The organism is Paracoccus angustae, assembly GCF_042648745.1.
In the GTDB taxonomy this organism is placed as follows: Bacteria; Pseudomonadota; Alphaproteobacteria; order Rhodobacterales; family Rhodobacteraceae; genus Paracoccus; species Paracoccus angustae.
Genome location: NZ_JBHRXY010000001.1, coordinates 380,913 through 398,499 on the forward strand (window position 1 = coordinate 380,913; position 17,587 = coordinate 398,499).

At 62.8% G+C, this 17,587-nt stretch carries 29 protein-coding genes; 3 read left to right on the forward strand and 26 right to left on the reverse strand.

All coding sequences use genetic code 11. The annotated features are described in order from the left end of the window. Nucleotides 1–64: 64 nt before the first annotated feature. Genes ACFOM8_RS01900 through ACFOM8_RS01935 form a run of 8 tightly spaced genes read right to left on the reverse strand, consistent with a single transcriptional unit; the run spans nt 65 to nt 5,953 of the window. Nucleotides 65–466, reverse strand: coding sequence for a DUF6950 family protein (locus ACFOM8_RS01900; RefSeq protein ID WP_377758781.1), 402 nt, complete (start codon nt 464–466; stop codon nt 65–67). Then, nucleotides 463–1,089, reverse strand: a complete 627-nt coding sequence (locus ACFOM8_RS01905; RefSeq protein WP_377758782.1) for a hypothetical protein — start codon at nt 1,087–1,089, stop codon at nt 463–465. The genes ACFOM8_RS01900 and ACFOM8_RS01905 overlap by 4 nt, the downstream gene beginning before the upstream one ends. Then, nucleotides 1,074–1,805: a hypothetical protein gene (locus ACFOM8_RS01910; RefSeq protein WP_377758784.1), complete on the reverse strand. Its 732-nt coding sequence runs from the start codon at nt 1,803–1,805 to the stop codon at nt 1,074–1,076. The genes ACFOM8_RS01905 and ACFOM8_RS01910 overlap by 16 nt, the downstream gene beginning before the upstream one ends. Continuing rightward, nucleotides 1,805–4,273, reverse strand: a complete 2,469-nt coding sequence (locus ACFOM8_RS01915) for a hypothetical protein (protein WP_377758786.1) — start codon at nt 4,271–4,273, stop codon at nt 1,805–1,807. Before ACFOM8_RS01915 ends, ACFOM8_RS01910 begins: the two co-directional genes overlap by 1 nt. Then, complete coding sequence (locus ACFOM8_RS01920; protein WP_377758788.1) at nt 4,273–4,569, reverse strand: phage tail assembly chaperone; 297 nt, start codon at nt 4,567–4,569, stop codon at nt 4,273–4,275. Before ACFOM8_RS01920 ends, ACFOM8_RS01915 begins: the two co-directional genes overlap by 1 nt. A gap of 56 nt (nt 4,570–4,625) precedes the next feature. Then, entirely contained in the window at nt 4,626–5,051 is a 426-nt protein-coding gene (locus tag ACFOM8_RS01925; protein WP_377758789.1) for a hypothetical protein, read from the reverse strand. Then, nucleotides 5,051–5,533 carry a hypothetical protein gene (locus tag ACFOM8_RS01930; protein WP_377758791.1) on the reverse strand — a complete coding sequence of 161 codons (483 nt, stop codon included), beginning with the start codon at nt 5,531–5,533 and terminating at the stop codon, nt 5,051–5,053. Before ACFOM8_RS01930 ends, ACFOM8_RS01925 begins: the two co-directional genes overlap by 1 nt. A gap of 9 nt (nt 5,534–5,542) precedes the next feature. After that, nucleotides 5,543–5,953, reverse strand: coding sequence for a phage tail terminator-like protein (locus tag ACFOM8_RS01935; protein ID WP_377758793.1), 411 nt, complete (start codon nt 5,951–5,953; stop codon nt 5,543–5,545). 29 nt (nt 5,954–5,982) lie between these two features. Here ACFOM8_RS01935 and ACFOM8_RS01940 point away from each other — a divergent pair, with 29 nt between their 5' ends. Then, nucleotides 5,983–6,171 (forward strand): hypothetical protein, encoded by a 189-nt coding sequence (locus ACFOM8_RS01940; RefSeq protein WP_377758795.1) that lies wholly within the window; start codon nt 5,983–5,985, stop codon nt 6,169–6,171. Here the strand turns inward: ACFOM8_RS01940 and ACFOM8_RS01945 are convergent. The 6 genes from ACFOM8_RS01945 to ACFOM8_RS01970 all read right to left on the reverse strand — a co-directional run bounded on the left by ACFOM8_RS01945 (nt 6,131) and on the right by ACFOM8_RS01970 (nt 8,577). Further along, the gene (locus ACFOM8_RS01945) at nt 6,131–6,604 is read right to left on the reverse strand and encodes a hypothetical protein (protein WP_377758797.1); all 474 of its coding nucleotides are present in this window, start codon (nt 6,602–6,604) and stop codon (nt 6,131–6,133) included. The two genes, ACFOM8_RS01940 and ACFOM8_RS01945, sit on opposite strands and share 41 nt — an antisense overlap. A gap of 61 nt (nt 6,605–6,665) precedes the next feature. Then, entirely contained in the window at nt 6,666–7,019 is a 354-nt protein-coding gene (locus ACFOM8_RS01950; protein ID WP_377758799.1) for a hypothetical protein, read from the reverse strand. After that, nucleotides 7,006–7,191, reverse strand: coding sequence for a hypothetical protein (locus tag ACFOM8_RS01955; RefSeq protein ID WP_377758800.1), 186 nt, complete (start codon nt 7,189–7,191; stop codon nt 7,006–7,008). The genes ACFOM8_RS01950 and ACFOM8_RS01955 overlap by 14 nt, the downstream gene beginning before the upstream one ends. Nucleotides 7,192–7,265: 74 nt before the next feature. Continuing rightward, a complete protein-coding gene (locus ACFOM8_RS01960) occupies nt 7,266–7,541 on the reverse strand; it encodes a hypothetical protein (RefSeq protein WP_377758802.1) in 276 nt (91 codons plus the stop codon). Further along, entirely contained in the window at nt 7,538–8,320 is a 783-nt protein-coding gene (locus tag ACFOM8_RS01965; RefSeq protein WP_377758804.1) for a KilA-N domain-containing protein, read from the reverse strand. Before ACFOM8_RS01965 ends, ACFOM8_RS01960 begins: the two co-directional genes overlap by 4 nt. 56 nt (nt 8,321–8,376) lie before the next feature. Further along, nucleotides 8,377–8,577: an Arc family DNA-binding protein gene (locus ACFOM8_RS01970; RefSeq protein WP_377758806.1), complete on the reverse strand. Its 201-nt coding sequence runs from the start codon at nt 8,575–8,577 to the stop codon at nt 8,377–8,379. Between the two features lie 106 nt (nt 8,578–8,683). Between ACFOM8_RS01970 and ACFOM8_RS01975 the strand changes: the two genes are divergently transcribed. Both ACFOM8_RS01975 and ACFOM8_RS01980 read left to right on the forward strand, forming a co-directional pair. Next, nucleotides 8,684–8,995: an Arc family DNA-binding protein gene (locus ACFOM8_RS01975; RefSeq protein ID WP_377758808.1), complete on the forward strand. Its 312-nt coding sequence runs from the start codon at nt 8,684–8,686 to the stop codon at nt 8,993–8,995. A 13-nt stretch (nt 8,996–9,008) separates the two neighbouring features. Beyond that, nucleotides 9,009–9,254, forward strand: coding sequence for a hypothetical protein (locus ACFOM8_RS01980; RefSeq protein WP_377758810.1), 246 nt, complete (start codon nt 9,009–9,011; stop codon nt 9,252–9,254). Between the two features lie 10 nt (nt 9,255–9,264). Here ACFOM8_RS01980 and ACFOM8_RS01985 read toward each other — a convergent pair whose 3' ends face one another. The 12 genes from ACFOM8_RS01985 to ACFOM8_RS02040 form a co-directional block, all read right to left on the reverse strand. Beyond that, the gene (locus ACFOM8_RS01985; RefSeq protein WP_377758812.1) at nt 9,265–10,302 is read right to left on the reverse strand and encodes a hypothetical protein; all 1,038 of its coding nucleotides are present in this window, start codon (nt 10,300–10,302) and stop codon (nt 9,265–9,267) included. Continuing rightward, nucleotides 10,302–10,568 carry a hypothetical protein gene (locus tag ACFOM8_RS01990; protein WP_377758813.1) on the reverse strand — a complete coding sequence of 89 codons (267 nt, stop codon included), beginning with the start codon at nt 10,566–10,568 and terminating at the stop codon, nt 10,302–10,304. Before ACFOM8_RS01990 ends, ACFOM8_RS01985 begins: the two co-directional genes overlap by 1 nt. A 1-nt stretch (nt 10,569) precedes the next feature. After that, entirely contained in the window at nt 10,570–10,818 is a 249-nt protein-coding gene (locus ACFOM8_RS01995; protein ID WP_377758815.1) for a hypothetical protein, read from the reverse strand. 1 nt (nt 10,819) lies between these two features. Continuing rightward, entirely contained in the window at nt 10,820–11,179 is a 360-nt protein-coding gene (locus tag ACFOM8_RS02000) for a hypothetical protein (protein WP_377758816.1), read from the reverse strand. Further along, nucleotides 11,179–11,652, reverse strand: a complete 474-nt coding sequence (locus ACFOM8_RS02005) for a DnaT-like ssDNA-binding protein (protein WP_377758818.1) — start codon at nt 11,650–11,652, stop codon at nt 11,179–11,181. The genes ACFOM8_RS02000 and ACFOM8_RS02005 overlap by 1 nt, the downstream gene beginning before the upstream one ends. Beyond that, nucleotides 11,652–11,900, reverse strand: a complete 249-nt coding sequence (locus ACFOM8_RS02010) for a hypothetical protein (protein WP_377758820.1) — start codon at nt 11,898–11,900, stop codon at nt 11,652–11,654. Before ACFOM8_RS02010 ends, ACFOM8_RS02005 begins: the two co-directional genes overlap by 1 nt. 48 nt (nt 11,901–11,948) lie before the next feature. Continuing rightward, nucleotides 11,949–12,344, reverse strand: coding sequence for a hypothetical protein (locus ACFOM8_RS02015; RefSeq protein WP_377758822.1), 396 nt, complete (start codon nt 12,342–12,344; stop codon nt 11,949–11,951). Between the two features lie 52 nt (nt 12,345–12,396). Continuing rightward, nucleotides 12,397–13,401 carry a hypothetical protein gene (locus tag ACFOM8_RS02020; protein WP_377758824.1) on the reverse strand — a complete coding sequence of 335 codons (1,005 nt, stop codon included), beginning with the start codon at nt 13,399–13,401 and terminating at the stop codon, nt 12,397–12,399. A 103-nt stretch (nt 13,402–13,504) separates the two neighbouring features. After that, the gene (locus ACFOM8_RS02025) at nt 13,505–14,293 is read right to left on the reverse strand and encodes a hypothetical protein (RefSeq protein WP_377758826.1); all 789 of its coding nucleotides are present in this window, start codon (nt 14,291–14,293) and stop codon (nt 13,505–13,507) included. Between the two features lie 64 nt (nt 14,294–14,357). Beyond that, the gene (locus ACFOM8_RS02030) at nt 14,358–15,728 is read right to left on the reverse strand and encodes a DUF4055 domain-containing protein (protein ID WP_377758828.1); all 1,371 of its coding nucleotides are present in this window, start codon (nt 15,726–15,728) and stop codon (nt 14,358–14,360) included. Beyond that, on the reverse strand, nt 15,728–17,077 hold the full coding sequence (locus tag ACFOM8_RS02035; RefSeq protein ID WP_377758830.1) for a DNA-packaging protein: 1,350 nt from the start codon (nt 17,075–17,077) through the stop codon (nt 15,728–15,730). Before ACFOM8_RS02035 ends, ACFOM8_RS02030 begins: the two co-directional genes overlap by 1 nt. Further along, nucleotides 17,001–17,525, reverse strand: a complete 525-nt coding sequence (locus tag ACFOM8_RS02040; RefSeq protein ID WP_377758832.1) for a terminase small subunit — start codon at nt 17,523–17,525, stop codon at nt 17,001–17,003. The genes ACFOM8_RS02035 and ACFOM8_RS02040 overlap by 77 nt, the downstream gene beginning before the upstream one ends. Between the last annotated feature and the right edge of the window lie 62 nt (nt 17,526–17,587).

Genomic DNA, 17,587 nt, shown 5'->3' on the forward strand with positions numbered 1-17,587 from the left:
GACAGGCCCGGCATCAGCGGGGCCACCAAGACAGACAAGCGCCGTGGTCGCCAACAGAAGTCGTCTAAGCACGCCAGCACCGTTCTGCGCCGGGCAGGATAGTGTAACCCATCTCGCTTTTCCCCGCCCATTGGCCCGGTTGAATGCAGATCAGCAGCGCGCGCCCATCCGGCCCGCCCGCCATGCCCGGCCCCGACAGACCAATTTCGCCCGGCTGCCCTGTTCCGACATGAAGCCCCGATATGCGGGCCAGCGCCTCGGCCATCGCCGGGAAGCCGCCCCAATCGCGGATCAACCGATAGGCCCCAATGGCGTCCGAGTAGGTGCCCCTGACCTCCGCCATGGGGTCTGTGCCATGCAACAAGGCGAACACATCCGAAGCACTCGTGCAGCAATCTGCCGTGCCCCATTGCCAGCGTGCCGACATGACACGCTCGACTTCTTCCAGCACCTGATCGGGCGTCATGTCTCAGGCCAGGTAAGTCTTTGCGCTCTCGCATAGGCCATCTGCGTCAGCCGCCCCGCTGTGTCGGTCGGGTATTGCCGCCGCTGGTCCTCGTCGCTGTGCGAGATGGACGCCATGGACCGCGCCTCCTGCCCTGTCAGCACCGTCACCTGTGCCTCATGCTCCACGCCGGTATCCGATCCCGATGCGGTCAGGGTCAGCATGTCCATGATGCCGCTGAATAGCTGTATGGGCTGCCCTACGAGGGCATTGCCCTGCCCCGTCGTCTGCTTGCCGTCATGCCCGCCCGGCCTGCCTTTCACGGCGCCGATGTGCAGCGCCATGCTTCGGTTGCGGATCGTGTCGTCCGCATAGCCGTCCATGTCAGCCGCCACACCAGCAAGGGCAAGCACCGCCTCAACAGCGGCGATCTCCGCGCCTTCCTCGGGGATCTGCACGTTGCCGACCATGCCGACGCCCTTCCACGTCTTGCCGCCCCAAGTGATCGGCCCCACGCCGCTGTGCGCCCAGACCGGATCGTCGGGCCAGTCCAGCCAAGCGAACAGGACCGGATAGCCGCCCTGCCGGAACGCCGCCAAGGTGGCCGGGTCAACGCCGCGCCGCAGGATCACACCGGCCTCCACGGGTCAATCTCCGTGAAGGGGCCGCGCTCGTCCTCGAAGACCTCTGTGAACGTCCACTGATAGGACCAGTTCTGCCCCACAGGCTGCGCTGAACGGGGCATGGCATCAGCCTCGAACACACCGGTTTCCCGTGTCCCGATCTCGATGGTGCCGGATCCCGTCAGCGGCTCCAGCAGATACAGCACCGCCTCGCCGCTACCATCTGACCGCGCGGGCCGCATGACCATGGATGTCCTGCCGCCCATCGTGACGAACTCGCCAGGGCGCGCGACCGGCATGTTGGTAGGCAGGCCAGTGACGCGCACCCGATTGCCGGACAGCGCCTCGCCATAGGTGACGCCCGGCCCGGTCCACCAATCCACAGTCGCCGGTGGCGTTAGCCATGTGACCTCGGCAGGCGGCACGATCCACGACACCGGCTTGGTGCGCCCGGCATTGTCGGACATGTCGTCCAGATGCCAGTTGATCGGCGTGGAGTGGAGGCGCACCAGATGCACGCCCCCATCCAGCAGCCGTTTCAGCACCTCGATATAGCCCGCCCCGTTGCGATCAGCCGACAATGCCGCCACGTCCAGCGATGCCACCCGCCGCCTGCGCTGTGCCGCGCTGATGTAGCTGGCGCCCGTGATCAGCGACCGGGACCGGCTCACCGGATCAATGATCGTCCATTCCGCCGCGACATAATCCACCGGGGGCCAAGCATAGACATTGACCATCAGATGCCCCAGCCGCGTTTCGATTTGCCCATGGCACGGCGGGTCGCCCCGACCGAGCGGTTGACAAGCTGCGGGGCTGCCCCTGCGATTTCCCGCTGCGTCACCTTCTTGACGTAGGCATTGCCTTCTTCGTCAAAGGATGCCGTGACATGGAAGCCGCCCGACATGCCTTGCCCCTTGGTCGTGTCGATCACCTGTTCGCCGCGATGCAGCAGGGCCAGGAAGCCGCTCTTGCCGTCCAAGCCGCCGGAACGGGGACCGCTGGGGGTCCAGCCCCCGCCATCAAAGGAGGGGATGGCGTTCACGCCCGCCCCGCGCAGCGCACCGGCCAGCGGATCAACCGCACCGAAGGCAGCACCGAGCAGGCTGCCGAAGATGCCACCGCCCCCTCCCGTCCCGCTGAACTGCGACATGAGCGCCTGCCGGATGCCGCTGGTCATCAGGTCGTGCGCGATACCCTTGAAGATGTTGGCAAGGCTTTCGCGCAGGCTGTCACCGCTAAGGACAATATCTGCCATCGTTTCCGAGATTTCGTCTATGCCGTCCTGAAAACGCTTCTGCGCTTCCTCGGTATCAGCCAGTTGCTGCGTCAGGCTGCCAAACTGCGCCGCTTGCTGTTCGATCTTCGCCGTCATTTCCGGCGTCAGCTTCACGCCTTCCTTCTGGATGCGGTCGAAGGCTTCCCAACGGGCTTGCAGGCGGGCAACTTCGCCCTCGGATTTGCCGACTGCCTCGATCTGCCGCTTCAACAGTTCGGTGTCGCGGTTGATCGTCTCGAACGGGTCGAAGGCGGAACCGCCCCCACCGCCGCCGCCCCCGGATTTCTTGCGTCGTCCCCCACCGCCGCGCGGTGCGACATAGGTAGGCGCTTCCGGCGTGCGGATCACGCCCCCAGCCGCGACCTGAACGCGCATGGCGGACCCCTGCCCGCCGCTGAAATTGCCGAGCGGGTCCATGTTCGTCTGACTGGCCGCGATCTGCTTTGCCGCCCGTTCGGAGGCGACACGGGCGTTCGCCAGATCCCAAGCCGCCGTGGCTGCCGATTGCAAGGTGCCCAGAAGCCCGCCGGTTGCCGCATTGGCTGCGTTGAAATACCCGGCAAGGCCGCTGGCTGCGTCGGACATGGACCAGATTTCAATGCTTGCCAGCGTGGCGTTGGAACTCAACTCCACGACCGCAGCACCGGATTGCTCCGTCAGGGCTTGGAACTGCATTGCTGCCTGCCCGCTATCGACTAGGGCGGCGTAGACCTCTAGCAGGCGCGGCGGGATGTTATCGACCGTGCCATACACATCCAGGAAGTAGTCGCGCATCTCTGCGGCTGCGGCAGCCTGTGCCTGCGGTCCTTGTGCGCCTTCAAGTTCCCGGTTGAGTTGCAGCAGGCGGGCCATCTGGTCCACCGTGATCTCAAGATCCTCGGCCAGTTCCCGGGTCCAGCTTGCCGACCGATAGGTCATGCCGCCGAAGATGCCCTGAACCTCTTTGGCGATCCGATCAGCCCCGGCGTTCAAGTCCTGCATCGCTTGGACGCGGCGCAGTTCCTCTTGCTCCTCCAGCAAGGCGCGTGCGCTGACAGCCGCCCGCCCGTATTTCTCGATCAGGTCATCAAGCGGAGCATTGGCGCTCTCGATAGCGTCACCATAGGCGTCCATGCTATCGGCAAGGCTGTCCATCACCTCGTCAAGCGACTTGCCTGCATCGCCTGCGCTGATCAGATGCGGCACGATGGCAGCCGTGACGGCCACAGCCGTGCCCATGAGCGACCCATAGAGGGCCAGCTTTCCACTCGCACCCAATGATCCAGCGAACTGCGGGAACTGCTGGGTGAAAGCCATCATGGCGCTTTGACCAGAGGCGACCTGCACCGCGAAGTCCTGAACCTGGAAGCTGGCCTGGGTGACGCGATGGGCATAGCTGTTCAGGCCGTCCGAGCCGTCATCCACAGCCTTGTTCAGAGGGGCCATAGACTGTGCCGCCCGCTGACGTGCTGTCGCCGCCGCCGCAGCACTCAGGGCGCCGTCCCGTTCCGCCTCTGCGATCTCGTCAAGCGCCTTCTCATACTGCTTGGATGCGGCATAGAGGGGATTGTAGCGGGTCCGCAGTTCCTCCAGCCGGGCGGCATGACGGGCAGCCGCCGCCGCCGCATCGTCCTGCTTGCTGGTGTTGGTCTGCGTGGCGGTCGCATTGGTGTTTGCAGCCAGCGTGGCCTTGGCGATGTTGTTCGCCAGGGTATCGAACGCCTTGCCGTTCTTCTCGGCAATCGCGTTGCCCTTGTCCTGCGCCGCGACCACCTTGGATATGGCCGCGAGGATCTGGTTCAGGCTCTGGCTGGTGCGCTCGGACGCCTTCTGCAAGCCGTCCTGCGCATCATCCGCCCGCTTGGCAGCGCCGGTCATCTTGTCCAGATCGTTCGCCGCTTTCAGGGCGCCCGAACTGTCGATGGCAAAGCCGAGTGCTGCAACGTCCATCATTCGTCCTTTCGGAGCATCGCGGCGACCGTCTTGGCGTCAGCCTTGGCGGGCTGATCGTCTCGACCGTGAGCCAGATATTCCCGGTCCATGGCGCGGATGCAGGCGCGGAAGGATGCCCGCTCTGCATCCTCAACAGGCCAGCGATCAATCGCAGCAGACGGGATCGGGCCTAGGCCCATGCCCATCTGCCGGTCGGTCGTCAGTTCCAGGAAGGCATCAAGCCATTCCTCAGCCCCCGGAAGCAGATCAGGGGGCCACATATCGTCAGGGATCGCGATGCCGCGCCGATGCATGATGGCGCGGGCCTTTGACGCATCGCCGTGGGTGAGCATCCACCGCACGGCCTCGGTCAGTTTTTTTCAAGCGCCTTCTGGGCTGCTGCCTGCTTCTCGGTGACGCTATACATGGCCGTGCGAACACCAGCCTCGAACACCTCGACCGCCAGCAGTTCGGCGGCACGTTCCTGCGTGAACTCGACAGGCTTCTTGCCGCTGGTGACGTTCTCCCAGCCGGTCAGGACCGCAGCCAGCATCACATCGCGGTCAACCTGATCCTCCTGCTCGTCCGTCAGGGGCGACGGGATGGCCTTGCCGTCCTTGTCCACCGTCATCTGATCGGCAGCCACCTTGCGCCGGAACCGGCCATAGGCGCGCAGCACACGGGGATGGGTCAGGGGGCGCACCCGCAGGCGAATATCGCCCAAGCCGGGCAGATCGCCAACCCATTCACCGTCCGCCGCGTCGGCATCCGCCTTTTTCAGCGCGTCAATGTCCATCAGGCGGCGTCCACTTCGACCACGTTGGAGTTGATCTCCAGCGGGAAGGACCGCATCTGGATCGTGTTCGCGCCGCCGCCAACGATGCGGGACGACATGACCAGCGCCGAGAAATACAGGATCGTCGGGCTGGCGCCGCCATCGCCGTCCGACAGTTCGATCTTGAAGGCATAGTTGGCGCGCGACTTGGCTGCCTGCATCATCGCCTTCTGGCCGGGATCAGGCGTCACCCCCAGCAGCGCGGCGAACTGCATCTCCGTCGAACCGGCGTTGGCCGTGCCCTTCTGCTTCACGTCGCGGCCCCGGTTGATCAGCGCCGTGGTGATCGTGGCGTTGGTGTCGCCCACGTTGCCCATCGTCTCCCAGCCGTCCACCTCCAGCCAAGTCTGGCCCGAGAAGTCAGCTTCGGTGAAGTCCTCGTTGGTCGGCTCAAGGATGCCGCCAATGTAGAGTTTGCTGCCTGCTACAGCGAGTAGAGCCATGACGGCCTCCTATGTTCCCAGATGCTCAAGACGGACGCGGATCGGCGTCTGCCACCATGCCCCCTCGCGGAAGCCTTCACTGACATGCGGACGCTCCGTGACGCGCATCGCCTGCCACTCGTAGGTCAGTTTCAGATCGACCGGGAAATGCCCGGCGATCTGCCCTGCCTGTTCGTCTGTCACCTCGACCGGCTGCCTGTCCGACAGCGGGGTCATCAGCATCATCATCAGCGACCATACCTGCCGGTGCTGCGTTCGGATCGTTACCCGCTGCGGTTCAGCCTTGACCCGGCCAACCGCCAGATAAGCCTTCCCGTCAGGGTCGAAGTCGGCCTTGGGCCACGCAATCGGCAGATCGCCCGCCGCCGCGATGATCCTTGGCTTTACCGCCATCCATCGTTTCGTTTCGTCGGTCGGCATGTTATCTCCTTTCCATGAGCAAGCCGCCGATGAGCGATCAGGACATCTATGAAGCGTTGCACCAAGCGCAGCGCCTGTTCATTGGGCGCACCGCCGAAACCGTCCATGGCGATACGGTCATCAAGGCCACGCTCAAGACCCTCTCGGGAATGCAGCTAGGCATCCTGCTGATAGAGGCTAAGGCCGGGCAAACGCCCCTGCCACGCGACCCTGAATAAGCACGGCCTCCTCCATCACGATCCGCTGCCAACGTTGGGCAACGCCCTCGATGAAGTGATAGCCTTCCTGGTTGTAGCTACGGCCCCGGCTGTCCTCTCCGACAAAGCCGTAGTTCATCCGCCGGGCGTAGTTGGCCTGAAAGCCGAGATAGATCGTCTGGCCGATATCAGCCCCGGCAATGGTCAGTTCGATCCCGCCTGACTGGTCGGTGAAGCTGAACTCGCCTTGCCCTTGCACGATGCTCGGCATGGCCGTGGTCGAGCCTAGCAAAGACCGGCGCAGGTTGCCGGTCTTGATGGGCATCCGCCCGCCTTCGTTGACGGTCTGCCGGACCTCGTTGGCGACCCGCTGCGCACTGGATCGGAACACAGCGCGGGTGCGGGCCTCAGTCTGCGCTGCCCAGGCAGTCACCTGTGCTGCAAAGCCAGCCATCAGATACCGTCCTATTGTGGTGTCAGAAGCAAAACGCCCCCTCTCAGGGGGCGCTTCGTTGTTACGCTGCTATCAGGGCGCGGGCTTCATCTCGAAACCCGTCCCGCCATTCATCGGACAGACCGAACAGCCCGTAACTCGTGCTGGCAAGGATCGTCAGGGCCACGTCCGTGAACTTGAGTTTCGGGGCAGCCCGCATCTGGTTTTCGACCTCGATCTTTCGATCCGTGGCGGCGGCGTGTTCATCCTCGTCGTCGCTTTCGGCGTAGATGCGGCTCTCTTCCGCGTCCAATACCAGCCAGCGCCGAAAAAGGTCCTCCACGGGCGTTTCCGTTTCTGCCTCCGCCGGAACTACCCCCATAACAGGGAGAACGGCGACGGCAGGGATCGCCTTAAGCAGGTTACGCCGTTTCATGGGCCACCTCCGCACCTTGAGGCAACACAGGACGCGGGGTTGCCGGGATGGCGAAGGCTGTTCCGCTATCACGACCTGCACGCCAGAAGGCAGCAGAGACGAATGGATCGCGGAACAGCGTGTGCAGTTCTTGGTTCTGCGCAGTCGTGCGCGTATATTTGGCAGAAGCCATGATAGTTCTCCTCGACAGAACTGTTGATGGTTAGGCCTCCGGTCGCGTCTTCACCCGCGCCGGGGGCCGTTTGGTTAGATGGCCACCTTTCGATTAGGCCAAACGCTTTCCGGTAGGAGGACAGCGCCTCGTGCAATGGCGACTTCGCCTGCCTTAAGATGCGCTTCCGCTAAATCCCGGAAATGGCCTTCAATCGCCCATTTGCCGTCCGCAAACAGGGTTTCAACTGCGTAAATGCGCCCCGTCCCAGCGTCAGCACCGCCATTCTCAGGGCTGTATTCCGAAACTTGCACAGAAGTGCGAGGAACCGATCCATCGGTTAGAGGTGTGAGGTAGATGACGTTTGTCATGCCCTACCCTCCACCAATTTGAACCGACCCTGCCCCATGCGCTCCGATGCATAAACCTTCGTCTTGTGAAGCAGGCCCAAGCCAAGGATCGTCTCGGCCTTATCGGGATCGTAAAGACGGATAGCCTTCTCACCCCGATCTGCGCGGCCCTCCAGCAGACAGCCGCCTTCGGCCAGCCTGTTGCCGAACCACAGCGCAGACCCTTTGATGCGGGGCGGCAAGCCGTGCGCATCCCAGATCTGCTTTGCGGTTTTCCCACTGCGCAGCAGGTAGGCGCTTTCCGCGAGACGGGCAGCAACCAGCGGCTCGACCAGATGCTGCACGATGCCCGGCAGCGCCTTCTCGATCTCCGTTACCTTGTGGACGACCATGCGCATGATGCCGAAGCTGCGCTCGATCTGTTCCAGCGTCTCGGCAGGAATACCCGGAAGCTTTTCGCCTTCCATGTGAGCGCGGACAACCGAGTTGCACCACATATGGAATTCTGGCGACAGATACTTGGCGTAGGCCAACCCGATCTGCCAGTGAGCAAAGGTTGAGCCGCCCACGCCGCGCCCGCCGCGTTTCGTTTGGATATGGTCCTGGCCCACTTCCAAAGTCCCGGTCACGCATTCGACAAAGGCCTTCGTGGCATCCTGCCGCAACCACTCCGAAGGCTTCTGGCTCTCGGGCGAACCCGCCGCCTTCCACATGTCCGTCAAAGACAGCATCTCGCCTTTGTCGCGGATCAGCGTGCCCTGATAGACGAGACCCTTGCCCGAAGGCTCGATCAGGGTCATATCGTGTCTTGTCATCTTCGGTTCCTTCTCAACCGTTGGTGATGAGGTTTGCCGCGTTACCGCGCGGCGGCTTCATTTCCGGCAGCGGGGGCCTCACCGCCAAGTTTGCCCCCCGCTGCCTCTCCCACGACACTCTCAAGCGCCGTTAGGATTTCCTGTGTCATGGTGCGGCGATTGATCGCCGCCCGCGCTTTGATTGCTTCTCGCCAACCGTCAGGAAGCCGAAGCATGAACTTGTCGCTTTCCCTGCTTGTCATGTCCTTCTTTCGCTATGGCACCGCGCCATAGTCATATATGGCACCGTGCCACGCATGGCGTCAAGAATAATTTTAAGGCACGGTGCCAGCAATTCGGAGAATCGCTATGGCAGCCCCTACCACTCGCGAAAGCGACAAGTTCATCGTCCGCCTCCCTGACGGGATGCGCGACCGGATCAAGGCTGCCGCCGAGGCGAACAACCGCTCGATGAACGCGGAAATCGTAGCCACGCTAGAAGACCGGTATCCCGCCCCTACATCGGGCGATGATCTTGATCTGGAGCACCGCGAAATCACTGTCAGGGGTATCGACAGAGTGTTGAGGTTGGTCCGGGAAAACATGATCCGTCAACTTGATGGCGGGGGCGGGGATGCGGACATCCTCAATGTGTTTTCCCAGATTTTGGACGATGACTGACCGGAGAACCAACATGGACAAGCAGGCGAAATCTACCTTCATCGGCATCATGGCAGCGGTTGCTGCCATCGTGGTCATCGGTGGCGGCGGTTATGGCATCTACTACGCTTCGCAGGCCGATGAACGCCGCAGTGAACGCTTAGATAGAAGCATGCGAGATTTGAGAGACAGCGTTAATGACTACAGATGCGCGACAGAGCGCGTCAGGCTGTTTGACCAAGGCAAGGACTTCGGTTTAGGGCATCCATGCCGAGATTAGTTCGGCTGGATCAGCGCAGGCCGTAGTCATACCGAATATTGATCTCCATATTGCAGGTGCAATTCGCCACATGCTTTGCGCCGCCCGCCGGATCCAGCGGGTGCATCATCATGGTGCCGTCTGGCAGGACGAACGGTGTCGTCATTCCTTGAACGGTCTTGTTGTTCATCTGGATGTGCAGCAAGCGTGGTTCCAACCCGCCGCCGCCATGCCTCCACTTCCGCGTCACCGCCTCGACGGGATAGCCGGTCTTCGCCAGTCCCTGCCGGAAGCTGTCCATGCGCGCGGCCATGACCGCCATTCCCGTTTCGGTGCGGGCAATCGTTTCGCCCCGTAACGCCAGCAGCCGGTCAGCATAGCGGCCGGTCAGCCTTGCCGCATCTTCCTGCGACAGCGGCTTGCCGTCCTTAATGGCCTTCTCGACAATCGCGTCATACCGCTTGTCGCGGCGCGTCATGTCCAGCACCTTGCGCATCTCGGCAGGATCGCCCGACAGCAGGCGGTCCCGCATGGATGCCACATAGGCTTGTTGCGGCTCCGACAGCCCGACAATGCCGCCCGTGCGCTGGTTCTGCTCTTGGTTCCGGCCCCGGTTCAACCGCCCCGCTAGGTCAAGCGCAATCCGGTTCGGATGCTGGCCCTGCTGGAACCCCGCCAGGATCGCCGCACGGGCTGCCTGCTTGTCCTGCTCGTTGATGGCCGTTACCCGGTCAGCCGTGACGCGGCGGATCACCCGTTCCGTTTCCGGGTCTTGGACGCCGAAGCGGAACACGACGCGCTTGCCGGGTGGCTGCGGAATGTTGGCGGATTGCAGTTGCCCCGCCGCCGTGAATGTCTCCTGCAACGCAAGTTGGAACCGCGCATAGGCACCGGGATCCAAGTTCAATGCCTCGATAGCCGCGTCAATGTCCTGCCGCTCCAGTGCCTCGATCAGCATCCGCAACTGGATACCGTTGCGCAGGTCTGCAATGGCTTCGAGGAAGGCAGCTTGAACTCGGGGTTCATAGGCAGCCAGAAGTTCCTCGATCTGGGCGCGAAGGGATGCCATCAGCGGGCAAGACCCCAACTCTTCTTGCTGCGGTTCATGGATGCACGTCGCAAAGCGGTGTTAAGCCCCTCAGTCGGTGCAGCCTTCGCTTCCGCATGGACCAAGCTGCCGACGATCTCGACCGTAATCCCGCCGTGATCCTTGCCGTTCAGCATGGCGAGGGCAGCGTTTACACGCTCGACAGCCTGCGCCAGTTTGTTCAGCGCCTCGGTCGCCTCGGTGATGCCCGATGTGTCAACCGTGATGGTGAGATTTCCCACGTCCATGTCAGGCCCTCCCGGCGCCGCAGCGCAGCATGTCAGCGATATCCGAAGCTGTGGCGATCTTGGCAGGACCAACCCGCACATAGTGACCATCAACCACGAACTTTACGGTGATGGTCGATACGGCTTCGGCCTGCTGCTCAATCGAGACGGCCTGCTGACCGGGAAGGACGGTGCCATTCCCATCTGCCAGCATCAACACCATCCCGCCGGGGGTGCCACTCGCCTCTTGCATGATCAGTTGCAGCTTCATGTTACCCCCTGACGATGATGCGGTGACAGGCCACGATGCCCGCCCCCGGAATGTCGGTCTTGCGGATCACCGTCACCGGCTTTCCGTCGATGGTCAGCACGTCCACAGGCTCAATGCCCATCGCAGGCGGGGCGCACAGCACCTCGCGGTCGGATGCCAGAACGGTTTCCCCATCCACGAACTGCGCAGACACGCCCTTGACGATTGCCAGCAGCGGTTCGGCTTCCTCGGTCGGGTCAACCGGCACCCACGGCTGCGCAGGGTCAGGTTCGCCGGGGATGGTCCGCGTCAGCGTCACCGTGCCCTGCTTGGCACCTGCCAGCAGGCGGCGGGCTGTTGCGGCAACGCGGGTGTAGTCCATCAGGCCCGACCCAGCCAGCGCACCGTGGTTCGAGAACCGCGATCCGCCTCAATCAGCCCGAACAGCATGGGCCGCAGCCAATCGAAGGACAGGCCCGCCGTGTCAGTTGCGCCCGGCTCGAAATACTCCGTCTCGATCACATCCACCTTTTCACGCTTCACGGCAGCGGAGGGGTCAACCCCGGCGAACGTCTCGCGCCCGAACGTCTCGGCAGCCAGCCGCGCGGCCACATACCCGACGCGCAGCAGGGCAGCATCATCCAGAACCTGCCAACGAAACGACCCTGCCAGCCAGCGAGAGGCCCGCACAAGCGCGCCTTCCTGCTTTGGGCTGTGGGAGGTCATAAACCGCGACAGCGGGCTTTCTGGGACGGCTACAGCGGCCTCCGGCTCCAGATAAGCCACCGCATCGGCAAGGCTGATGAATGACTGCGCCAACGGATCGGTCAGCAGGTTTCCGACGCTGATGGGCATTATTCTTGATCCATGACAGCTTGCGGATACCGATAGGCCAGCAGCGATATTGCCATGCCTACGTCATTCCGCGTTCCAGCCGCACCAGCCCATCCACTTCCCAAGCTATTGGGGCGAACGGTAGCGTAGGCAAATGCCCGAAGGTCGCCGCTTTTCGCTTCCTCAAGCAGGCGCTCGATTTCCTCAATCACGCCTTGGTCGGGTTCGCCCGGCAACGCCCCGTCACGAAATGCCAGAACATCAGCCATGCAAAGCCCTCCGGTTGAACAGGGCGGCTCATCGCCGCCCCGCCCTGGTTACTTGCTGCGCTTGCCGACAGGCTGGTCAGCGATGACCTTCTGCGCGCCTTCGACAATGGCTTCGCCAGCCTGCTCCGGCGTGGTCGCGGGCTTGCCGGTGTCCACGTTGGTGTTGCTGGCCTTGATGCCGATGCCGCCGGTTGCAGCGACTTCGGCGTTGGCCGGGAAGTTGCCTTCGCTGTCGGCCAGGTGCTGTGCCGTGCCTTCGGGGTCCGGCAGTTCCTCGGGAAGCCCGGCGGCGTGGCGCGCTGCCTTGGTCGCTTCCTTCTCGGCTTCATTCGCCATCTTGTCGTAGTCCGAGTTGACGGCGGCTTTGCTGCGCATGATTTGCGCACGCGACTCAGCGGCACGGGCCAGAGCCTCGGCCATCACGGGATCGTCTTTGTCCGACATGGTTTTACCCTTTCAGATCGGATGATGAAGGCGGGGCCGAAGCCCCTGCCCGTTAGCCGTTCGTGGTGACTGCGACGATGCGCACGGTTTTAGGATCGTAGACGCGCGTCCAGTTGGTGCCGGTCGCCAGTTCGGTATCGGTGACGCCCGATGCGGACGCGGGAGTGCCGGTGAAGGCTACACCGCGCGGGTGCATGACCCAGTGGCGACGATACCAGACCGTCTCGACCCCTTCGCCGTTTCCAGCAGAGGCCACGCTGTCGATCTCGACGGGCTTCTTGGGTCCGCCGCCGCCAGTCGCCTCGGCATAGGCCAGGGCACCGTTACCGAACAGGTAGCTGGTGTATTTGAAGCCCGAGGTGCTGCCCGCAACGCGGGGGCACTGATCGGAGACATACACCACCTTGTCGTCCCACATGTCGAAGTCGAGGCCGGTCGCCGGATCCTTGAACTTCTCGATGGCACGGGCAGCACGCAGGTTGTAGAACACCCGCGAGTGCATCAGGACAGCCGACAGGGTCTGTCCGTATTCGCCCAACAGGGCATAGGCGTTTGCCGCGACTTCGGCATCCAGCATGACCGGCGTGACCGCGCCATCTTCGGATGCCACGTCCAGCTTGTTGCCCGCCATGCCGGACGACGCGAAGATGCCTGCCATTTGCTGACCCATGATACGCTGTTCTTCGCGCACCCAGTATTCGGCGATCAGCGTGGCAACGGCGTCAAGCGGGTCTTCCGCCAGCATCGAGGCCACAAGGTTTGCCGACTGCCAGCCGTTGTTGCGGCGGATCTTGCGGGCCATGTCCTGGCCCTGCGTCAGCTTGTGCGGGGTCGCGTTCTGCGCCGGGTCGTCCGTCGAGACGTTCGAGTTGCCGGTCAGGTCGTTCCAGAACGGCATCTGCACCAGATCGCCGGGTCCGTTGGCGAAACGCTGGATTTCAGCGTCAGCCGTGACGATGGGAGAGTTGCGGATGCGCGAAAGCTGGGCAATCCGCTGGATGGTGGTGGGGAGAAAGAGCGGGCCATAGATGACGTCGCTCAGGCGCGTGGTAGCCATGAGGTCTATCCTTTGATGATGGGATGATGGTGATTGTCAGCCATCCCGTCGGGCCAGGCTGTTTCTCGGGTGCGCCATCGGCGCGAAACTGGCAGGGTGATCCCTACCAAGTCGGGGTGATCCCGGCTGCCTGCGCCATTTGGCGGGCCTTGGCTGGGTTTTCCTGAATAATCTGCTGCTGCTTGGTCAGGTTCGGCTTTTTGCCGTTGCTGCTGTCCCAAGGATTGTCCGTGAAACGGTTTCCTTGACCGCCCAAGGCATCGCCACCAGTCGCCTTCTTGACGTAAATCTTGCCTTCGTCGGAGCCGGACCAGTCCTTGACGTAGTTCGCCAGCGGCATCGGCCCCATGTCGGTTTCGACCTGTGCCTTGAACTGGCCGTCTTCCTCGACCAGCTTGACCGCACCCTTGGACCGCAGCAATGCCATGGCGCCGGGCTTGAACGCAGGGTCAACGCCCGCCTCATCCAGAGCCTTCGAAATGCCGTCTTCAATGGTCGCCTTGGTTACGGCGCCTTCAAGAACCGCGATACGCTGATCCTTCTTGGTCAGTTCCGCGCTGTGCTTCTTCTCCAACTGCTGCCGGACCTGGGCAACCTGTTCCTCGGTTTTCTGCGGCGGCTTGCCTTCGGCTTGCTGCTGCAATGCCTCAAATGCGTCGGCGTCGAAGTCGTCAGGCAGTCCTTCAAGGCGCGCCCGGGCAGCGGTCAGTTCCGACTGCATGGTGCGGTTCGCCTGCTTTTGCCGTTCATGGGCGGTCTTGAGGTTCACGACGGAAGGGTGCCCGTCGATGCCCTCCAGATCGAGGACATATTTGCCATCGATCTCGGTGTATTCTGCTTTCAGGACTTCCGGGACATCGTCCAGATTGTCGATGATGGTCTTGAGAGCCATCGGCTCATCTCCTTGATTGGCCCGGCATCGCCGGACTGGAAAAGCCGCACGTTGGCGGCAGGGGTTATTCCGGGGTCGATCCAAGGGCAGCTTGACGATCTTCGTCCTCGCCCATCTGTTCGGCGTCGATGAGCTTCAACTCCGCCTCGTGATCGCGCTCTGCGCTGGCGATCTCGCCTTTTTGCAACTGCTCGTAGAACGTCTGATAGCTGATCGATCCGCCCTGCCAGAGCGCCATGAGCGCAGCGGCATCGGTCGGGCTAAGCGTGGCATCGATAAACGACAGGTTGGGCCGCACAACGACGGTATTCGGGTCCACCCCGATCATCACCGCGATATGGCGCAGCGCCTTTTCCAGACCCTGCGCACTGGCCTGGGCGATGGAGGTCAGCGTGGCCGTCTGCGCCGCATACCGGATGCGCAGGGCATCGCCGCTTTCGGCTGACTTCTTCTCGGCGTCGAACAATCGCGCCCCGGCGGATGCGGCGTTGGCGCGCTCGTCCTGAATGGCTTGACGCAAATCCCCAATGCTTTGCCCGCTTGGCCCGACATACTTGGCATCAGGCGCATGATCTTCCTTGCTCGCCGTGAGACAGACGACGACCCCAGCACCTACAGCCTCCGGTGCTTCACCGTTGAAGATGAACAGCGTTTCCTGTCCACTCATATACAGGACATGCCGATAGTCAGCGTCCAACCGATACAGCGCCAAGGCAGCGCGGGCTACGCCGATCAGCGGCGGCTCACTTGGGGCGACGGACAGGTCACGCGGCCCCATGACCACGAACGGGATTTCCGTCAATGCCGCCCCGCCCCGTGCGGTCGGCTGGATTTCCTTGCTGTCCTTTTCTTCGCCTGTGTAAGTATGGACGGTGTATCGTCCACCATCCAGTTGCAGGACGCGGTATCGCTTCTGTTCCCGCCACTGGAACTCGTCGCGGATTAGTCCGCTTTCGTCCAGCACGTAGAAGTCCCGGCCCTCCGACCAGTTGATGAGTGCCTCGGCGGAATAGCCCGCCAGCCACGGCAGGTCCGATCCCTCGCTGGATGCCTCTGCCAGAAGCCCGTAGCGGCCCGTCAGTAGCAGTTCCCCGGTGATCCGGCGGTGCAATGCCTCCAGCGGCAGCCCATCGCCTGTAGCGCGCTCCCACAGCCCCTGCATCGCAGCAGGCATGTCGATCTGCGCTTCCGTCCGGTGGATAACGCCGACCATGCCCCGGATCGTCGGGGCCAGGATCTCCGAAAATTGCGCCCGCATCTGGTAGGCGGAATACATCATCCGCCCAGCGTCAGCTTGGGTGCGGAAACCTGACGGCATCGGCAGATAAGCTTCGCCCGCCTCCTTGACGGCCTTCTCGCCCCGCTGGCAGGCGCGAAGCATGGCCCATTCGTCCATGCGGTCCAGCCAGTCAGGATGCTTTGTCGATACGGCCATCAATACATCCCAACGACTGCACGGGTTCGGGTTTCGCGGGGTGTTGGCGCAATCAGCATCAGTTCAGTCAGCGCCCAGACCAAGGCATCGGCCCGGTCGGGCGACCCTTCCCCGATGAAGCCGTCAGGTCCGATCAGGCAACATTGGTCCTCGACATGAGGCAGCGCCCCGACGTGGCTGATGCGGCCTTGCTCATACAGCGCGGCAACTGGCTCTGCCCGCGCCACCTTGCCCCTTGATGCCGTCACTTCCTTGTAGCTGACCTTTGGATCAACGGTGCGGATGACATGCTCGACCATGGCCCCGCCGAAGTTTCGTTCCGCCACGATCCTGTCAGCCTTGAACCGGCCAGGTGTTTCCGACCACCCGCCGAAGTAGGCATTGACCGCCCGTCTGCCCCATCCATCCGGTGACAACTTGCAGGACTGATCCGCCAGGACATAGCCCCGGCCATCCACGCCCTTGCCCGCCACCACAATCCCGATGCTGTCCCCGTCATCCGAAGCGCCAGCCGTGCCCGAGGGGTCCACGGCCACTACGATCCGTTGCAGGTCGGGTGCTTCCCTGACCCGGTTGTCGTCAAACATGGCCCGCGTCCACAAGGCGCCGGGCAGATCGTCCAGCATCTCGGCATTCAGTTCCTGCCGACCGAGCCGGGTGCCCTCGTATCGGTCCCGGATTTCCGCGATGAAGGACGGCGCCAAGTTGGCCGCGTTGTCGAACGTGCTGCCCTTCGTGACCACGGTTGTTCGCCGGGCCATGATTTCTTTCAGGACTGGGATAGGCCGGGGCGTCGTCGTCACCAGCACCTGCGGCCTTTCACCGAGACGCAGACCGAATTGCAGCATGTCCCACGTTTCGCGGGCCTTCTTCCACTTCGCCAGTTCGTCGCACCAGGCAGCGTCGAATTGCGGGCCGCGAAGCTGATCCGGCTGTGTAGCGTTGTAGCCCAAGGCAATCGCCCCGGTGTGGAACGTCACCTGCACATTCGGGTTGGCGACGATTTTGGGCTTCTGGTGTTCCGGGAACACGGACGCCAACCCGCTGTCTCCGTAGCACATCACCTCGACCAAATCCTTGTAGGTTTCCCCGATCAGCGCAATCCGCTGCCTGCCTGCGTCAACCTGTTCGCGGACCCATTCAGCCCCTGCCCGCGTCTTGCCGAAGCCCCTGCCTGCGTTGATAACCCATGTGAGCCAGTCGCCTTCGGGGGCCAGTTGTTCAGGACGTGCCCAGAACCGCCAGTCCTCCAGCAGTTCCTTGACTTGGGCGTCAGTCAGACCCGCCAGGATCGTCTGCCGTTCCTTTTCCGGCAGTGAGGCGAGAGAGGCGGCTAGCGAGGATGTCACGGGCGCTTACGTCCTCTGTCTGGATAGGCCCACCGTCTCGCCCTGACAGTTCCGACTTATCAGCAAGGCCCAGATCGCGGGCGATGATGTTCGGGTTCAGCAGTTCAGCCGCTGCGCCCTCGAACTTCTGGGTGCGGATGATTTGTTCCACGCGCGCAATGACGGCAGATAAATCATTTCTGTTCTTGCGCCAGTCGCGCCAGGTTTCCTCCACGATGTCGAGGAACACGCATAGGCCGGTGATCGTCATGGCACGCATCTTGGCAAGGGCCATTACTTTGGGCTTGCCTGCCGACTGGACGACCTTTGCCTCTTGCAGCGGGTTGCGTTCCACCCATTCGAAATACTCAAGGCAGGCATCCCACAGATCGCTTGCTTCCGCAAACCGGGGATTTGCCCCGTGGGATGATCGCGCTTCCCAGAAGCGGTTTCCTTTAGGGGCAGCCATCACGCCACCTCAGCCGGTTGCGCCCCGGCGCTTTTCCGGCGTGCCATGCTGATCTCCTGCTG

Coding starts and splice junctions, on each gene's coding strand:
- ACFOM8_RS01900 (WP_377758781.1), bottom strand. CDS start 466: ATGACGCCCGATCAGGTGCTGGAAGAAGTCGAGCGTGTCATGTCGGCA.
- ACFOM8_RS01910 (WP_377758784.1), bottom strand. CDS start 1,805: ATGGTCAATGTCTATGCTTGGCCCCCGGTGGATTATGTCGCGGCGGAA.
- ACFOM8_RS01915 (WP_377758786.1), bottom strand. CDS start 4,273: ATGGACGTTGCAGCACTCGGCTTTGCCATCGACAGTTCGGGCGCCCTG.
- ACFOM8_RS01920 (WP_377758788.1), bottom strand. CDS start 4,569: ATGCATCGGCGCGGCATCGCGATCCCTGACGATATGTGGCCCCCTGAT.
- ACFOM8_RS01925 (WP_377758789.1), bottom strand. CDS start 5,051: ATGGACATTGACGCGCTGAAAAAGGCGGATGCCGACGCGGCGGACGGT.
- ACFOM8_RS01930 (WP_377758791.1), bottom strand. CDS start 5,533: ATGGCTCTACTCGCTGTAGCAGGCAGCAAACTCTACATTGGCGGCATC.
- ACFOM8_RS01935 (WP_377758793.1), bottom strand. CDS start 5,953: ATGCCGACCGACGAAACGAAACGATGGATGGCGGTAAAGCCAAGGATC.
- ACFOM8_RS01940 (WP_377758795.1), top strand. CDS start 5,983: ATGAGCGATCAGGACATCTATGAAGCGTTGCACCAAGCGCAGCGCCTG.
- ACFOM8_RS01945 (WP_377758797.1), bottom strand. CDS start 6,604: ATGGCTGGCTTTGCAGCACAGGTGACTGCCTGGGCAGCGCAGACTGAG.
- ACFOM8_RS01950 (WP_377758799.1), bottom strand. CDS start 7,019: ATGAAACGGCGTAACCTGCTTAAGGCGATCCCTGCCGTCGCCGTTCTC.
- ACFOM8_RS01955 (WP_377758800.1), bottom strand. CDS start 7,191: ATGGCTTCTGCCAAATATACGCGCACGACTGCGCAGAACCAAGAACTG.
- ACFOM8_RS01960 (WP_377758802.1), bottom strand. CDS start 7,541: ATGACAAACGTCATCTACCTCACACCTCTAACCGATGGATCGGTTCCT.
- ACFOM8_RS01965 (WP_377758804.1), bottom strand. CDS start 8,320: ATGACCCTGATCGAGCCTTCGGGCAAGGGTCTCGTCTATCAGGGCACG.
- ACFOM8_RS01970 (WP_377758806.1), bottom strand. CDS start 8,577: ATGACAAGCAGGGAAAGCGACAAGTTCATGCTTCGGCTTCCTGACGGT.
- ACFOM8_RS01975 (WP_377758808.1), top strand. CDS start 8,684: ATGGCAGCCCCTACCACTCGCGAAAGCGACAAGTTCATCGTCCGCCTC.
- ACFOM8_RS01980 (WP_377758810.1), top strand. CDS start 9,009: ATGGACAAGCAGGCGAAATCTACCTTCATCGGCATCATGGCAGCGGTT.
- ACFOM8_RS01985 (WP_377758812.1), bottom strand. CDS start 10,302: ATGGCATCCCTTCGCGCCCAGATCGAGGAACTTCTGGCTGCCTATGAA.
- ACFOM8_RS01990 (WP_377758813.1), bottom strand. CDS start 10,568: ATGGACGTGGGAAATCTCACCATCACGGTTGACACATCGGGCATCACC.
- ACFOM8_RS01995 (WP_377758815.1), bottom strand. CDS start 10,818: ATGAAGCTGCAACTGATCATGCAAGAGGCGAGTGGCACCCCCGGCGGG.
- ACFOM8_RS02000 (WP_377758816.1), bottom strand. CDS start 11,179: ATGGACTACACCCGCGTTGCCGCAACAGCCCGCCGCCTGCTGGCAGGT.
- ACFOM8_RS02005 (WP_377758818.1), bottom strand. CDS start 11,652: ATGCCCATCAGCGTCGGAAACCTGCTGACCGATCCGTTGGCGCAGTCA.
- ACFOM8_RS02010 (WP_377758820.1), bottom strand. CDS start 11,900: ATGGCTGATGTTCTGGCATTTCGTGACGGGGCGTTGCCGGGCGAACCC.
- ACFOM8_RS02015 (WP_377758822.1), bottom strand. CDS start 12,344: ATGTCGGACAAAGACGATCCCGTGATGGCCGAGGCTCTGGCCCGTGCC.
- ACFOM8_RS02020 (WP_377758824.1), bottom strand. CDS start 13,401: ATGGCTACCACGCGCCTGAGCGACGTCATCTATGGCCCGCTCTTTCTC.
- ACFOM8_RS02025 (WP_377758826.1), bottom strand. CDS start 14,293: ATGGCTCTCAAGACCATCATCGACAATCTGGACGATGTCCCGGAAGTC.
- ACFOM8_RS02030 (WP_377758828.1), bottom strand. CDS start 15,728: ATGGCCGTATCGACAAAGCATCCTGACTGGCTGGACCGCATGGACGAA.
- ACFOM8_RS02040 (WP_377758832.1), bottom strand. CDS start 17,525: ATGGCTGCCCCTAAAGGAAACCGCTTCTGGGAAGCGCGATCATCCCAC.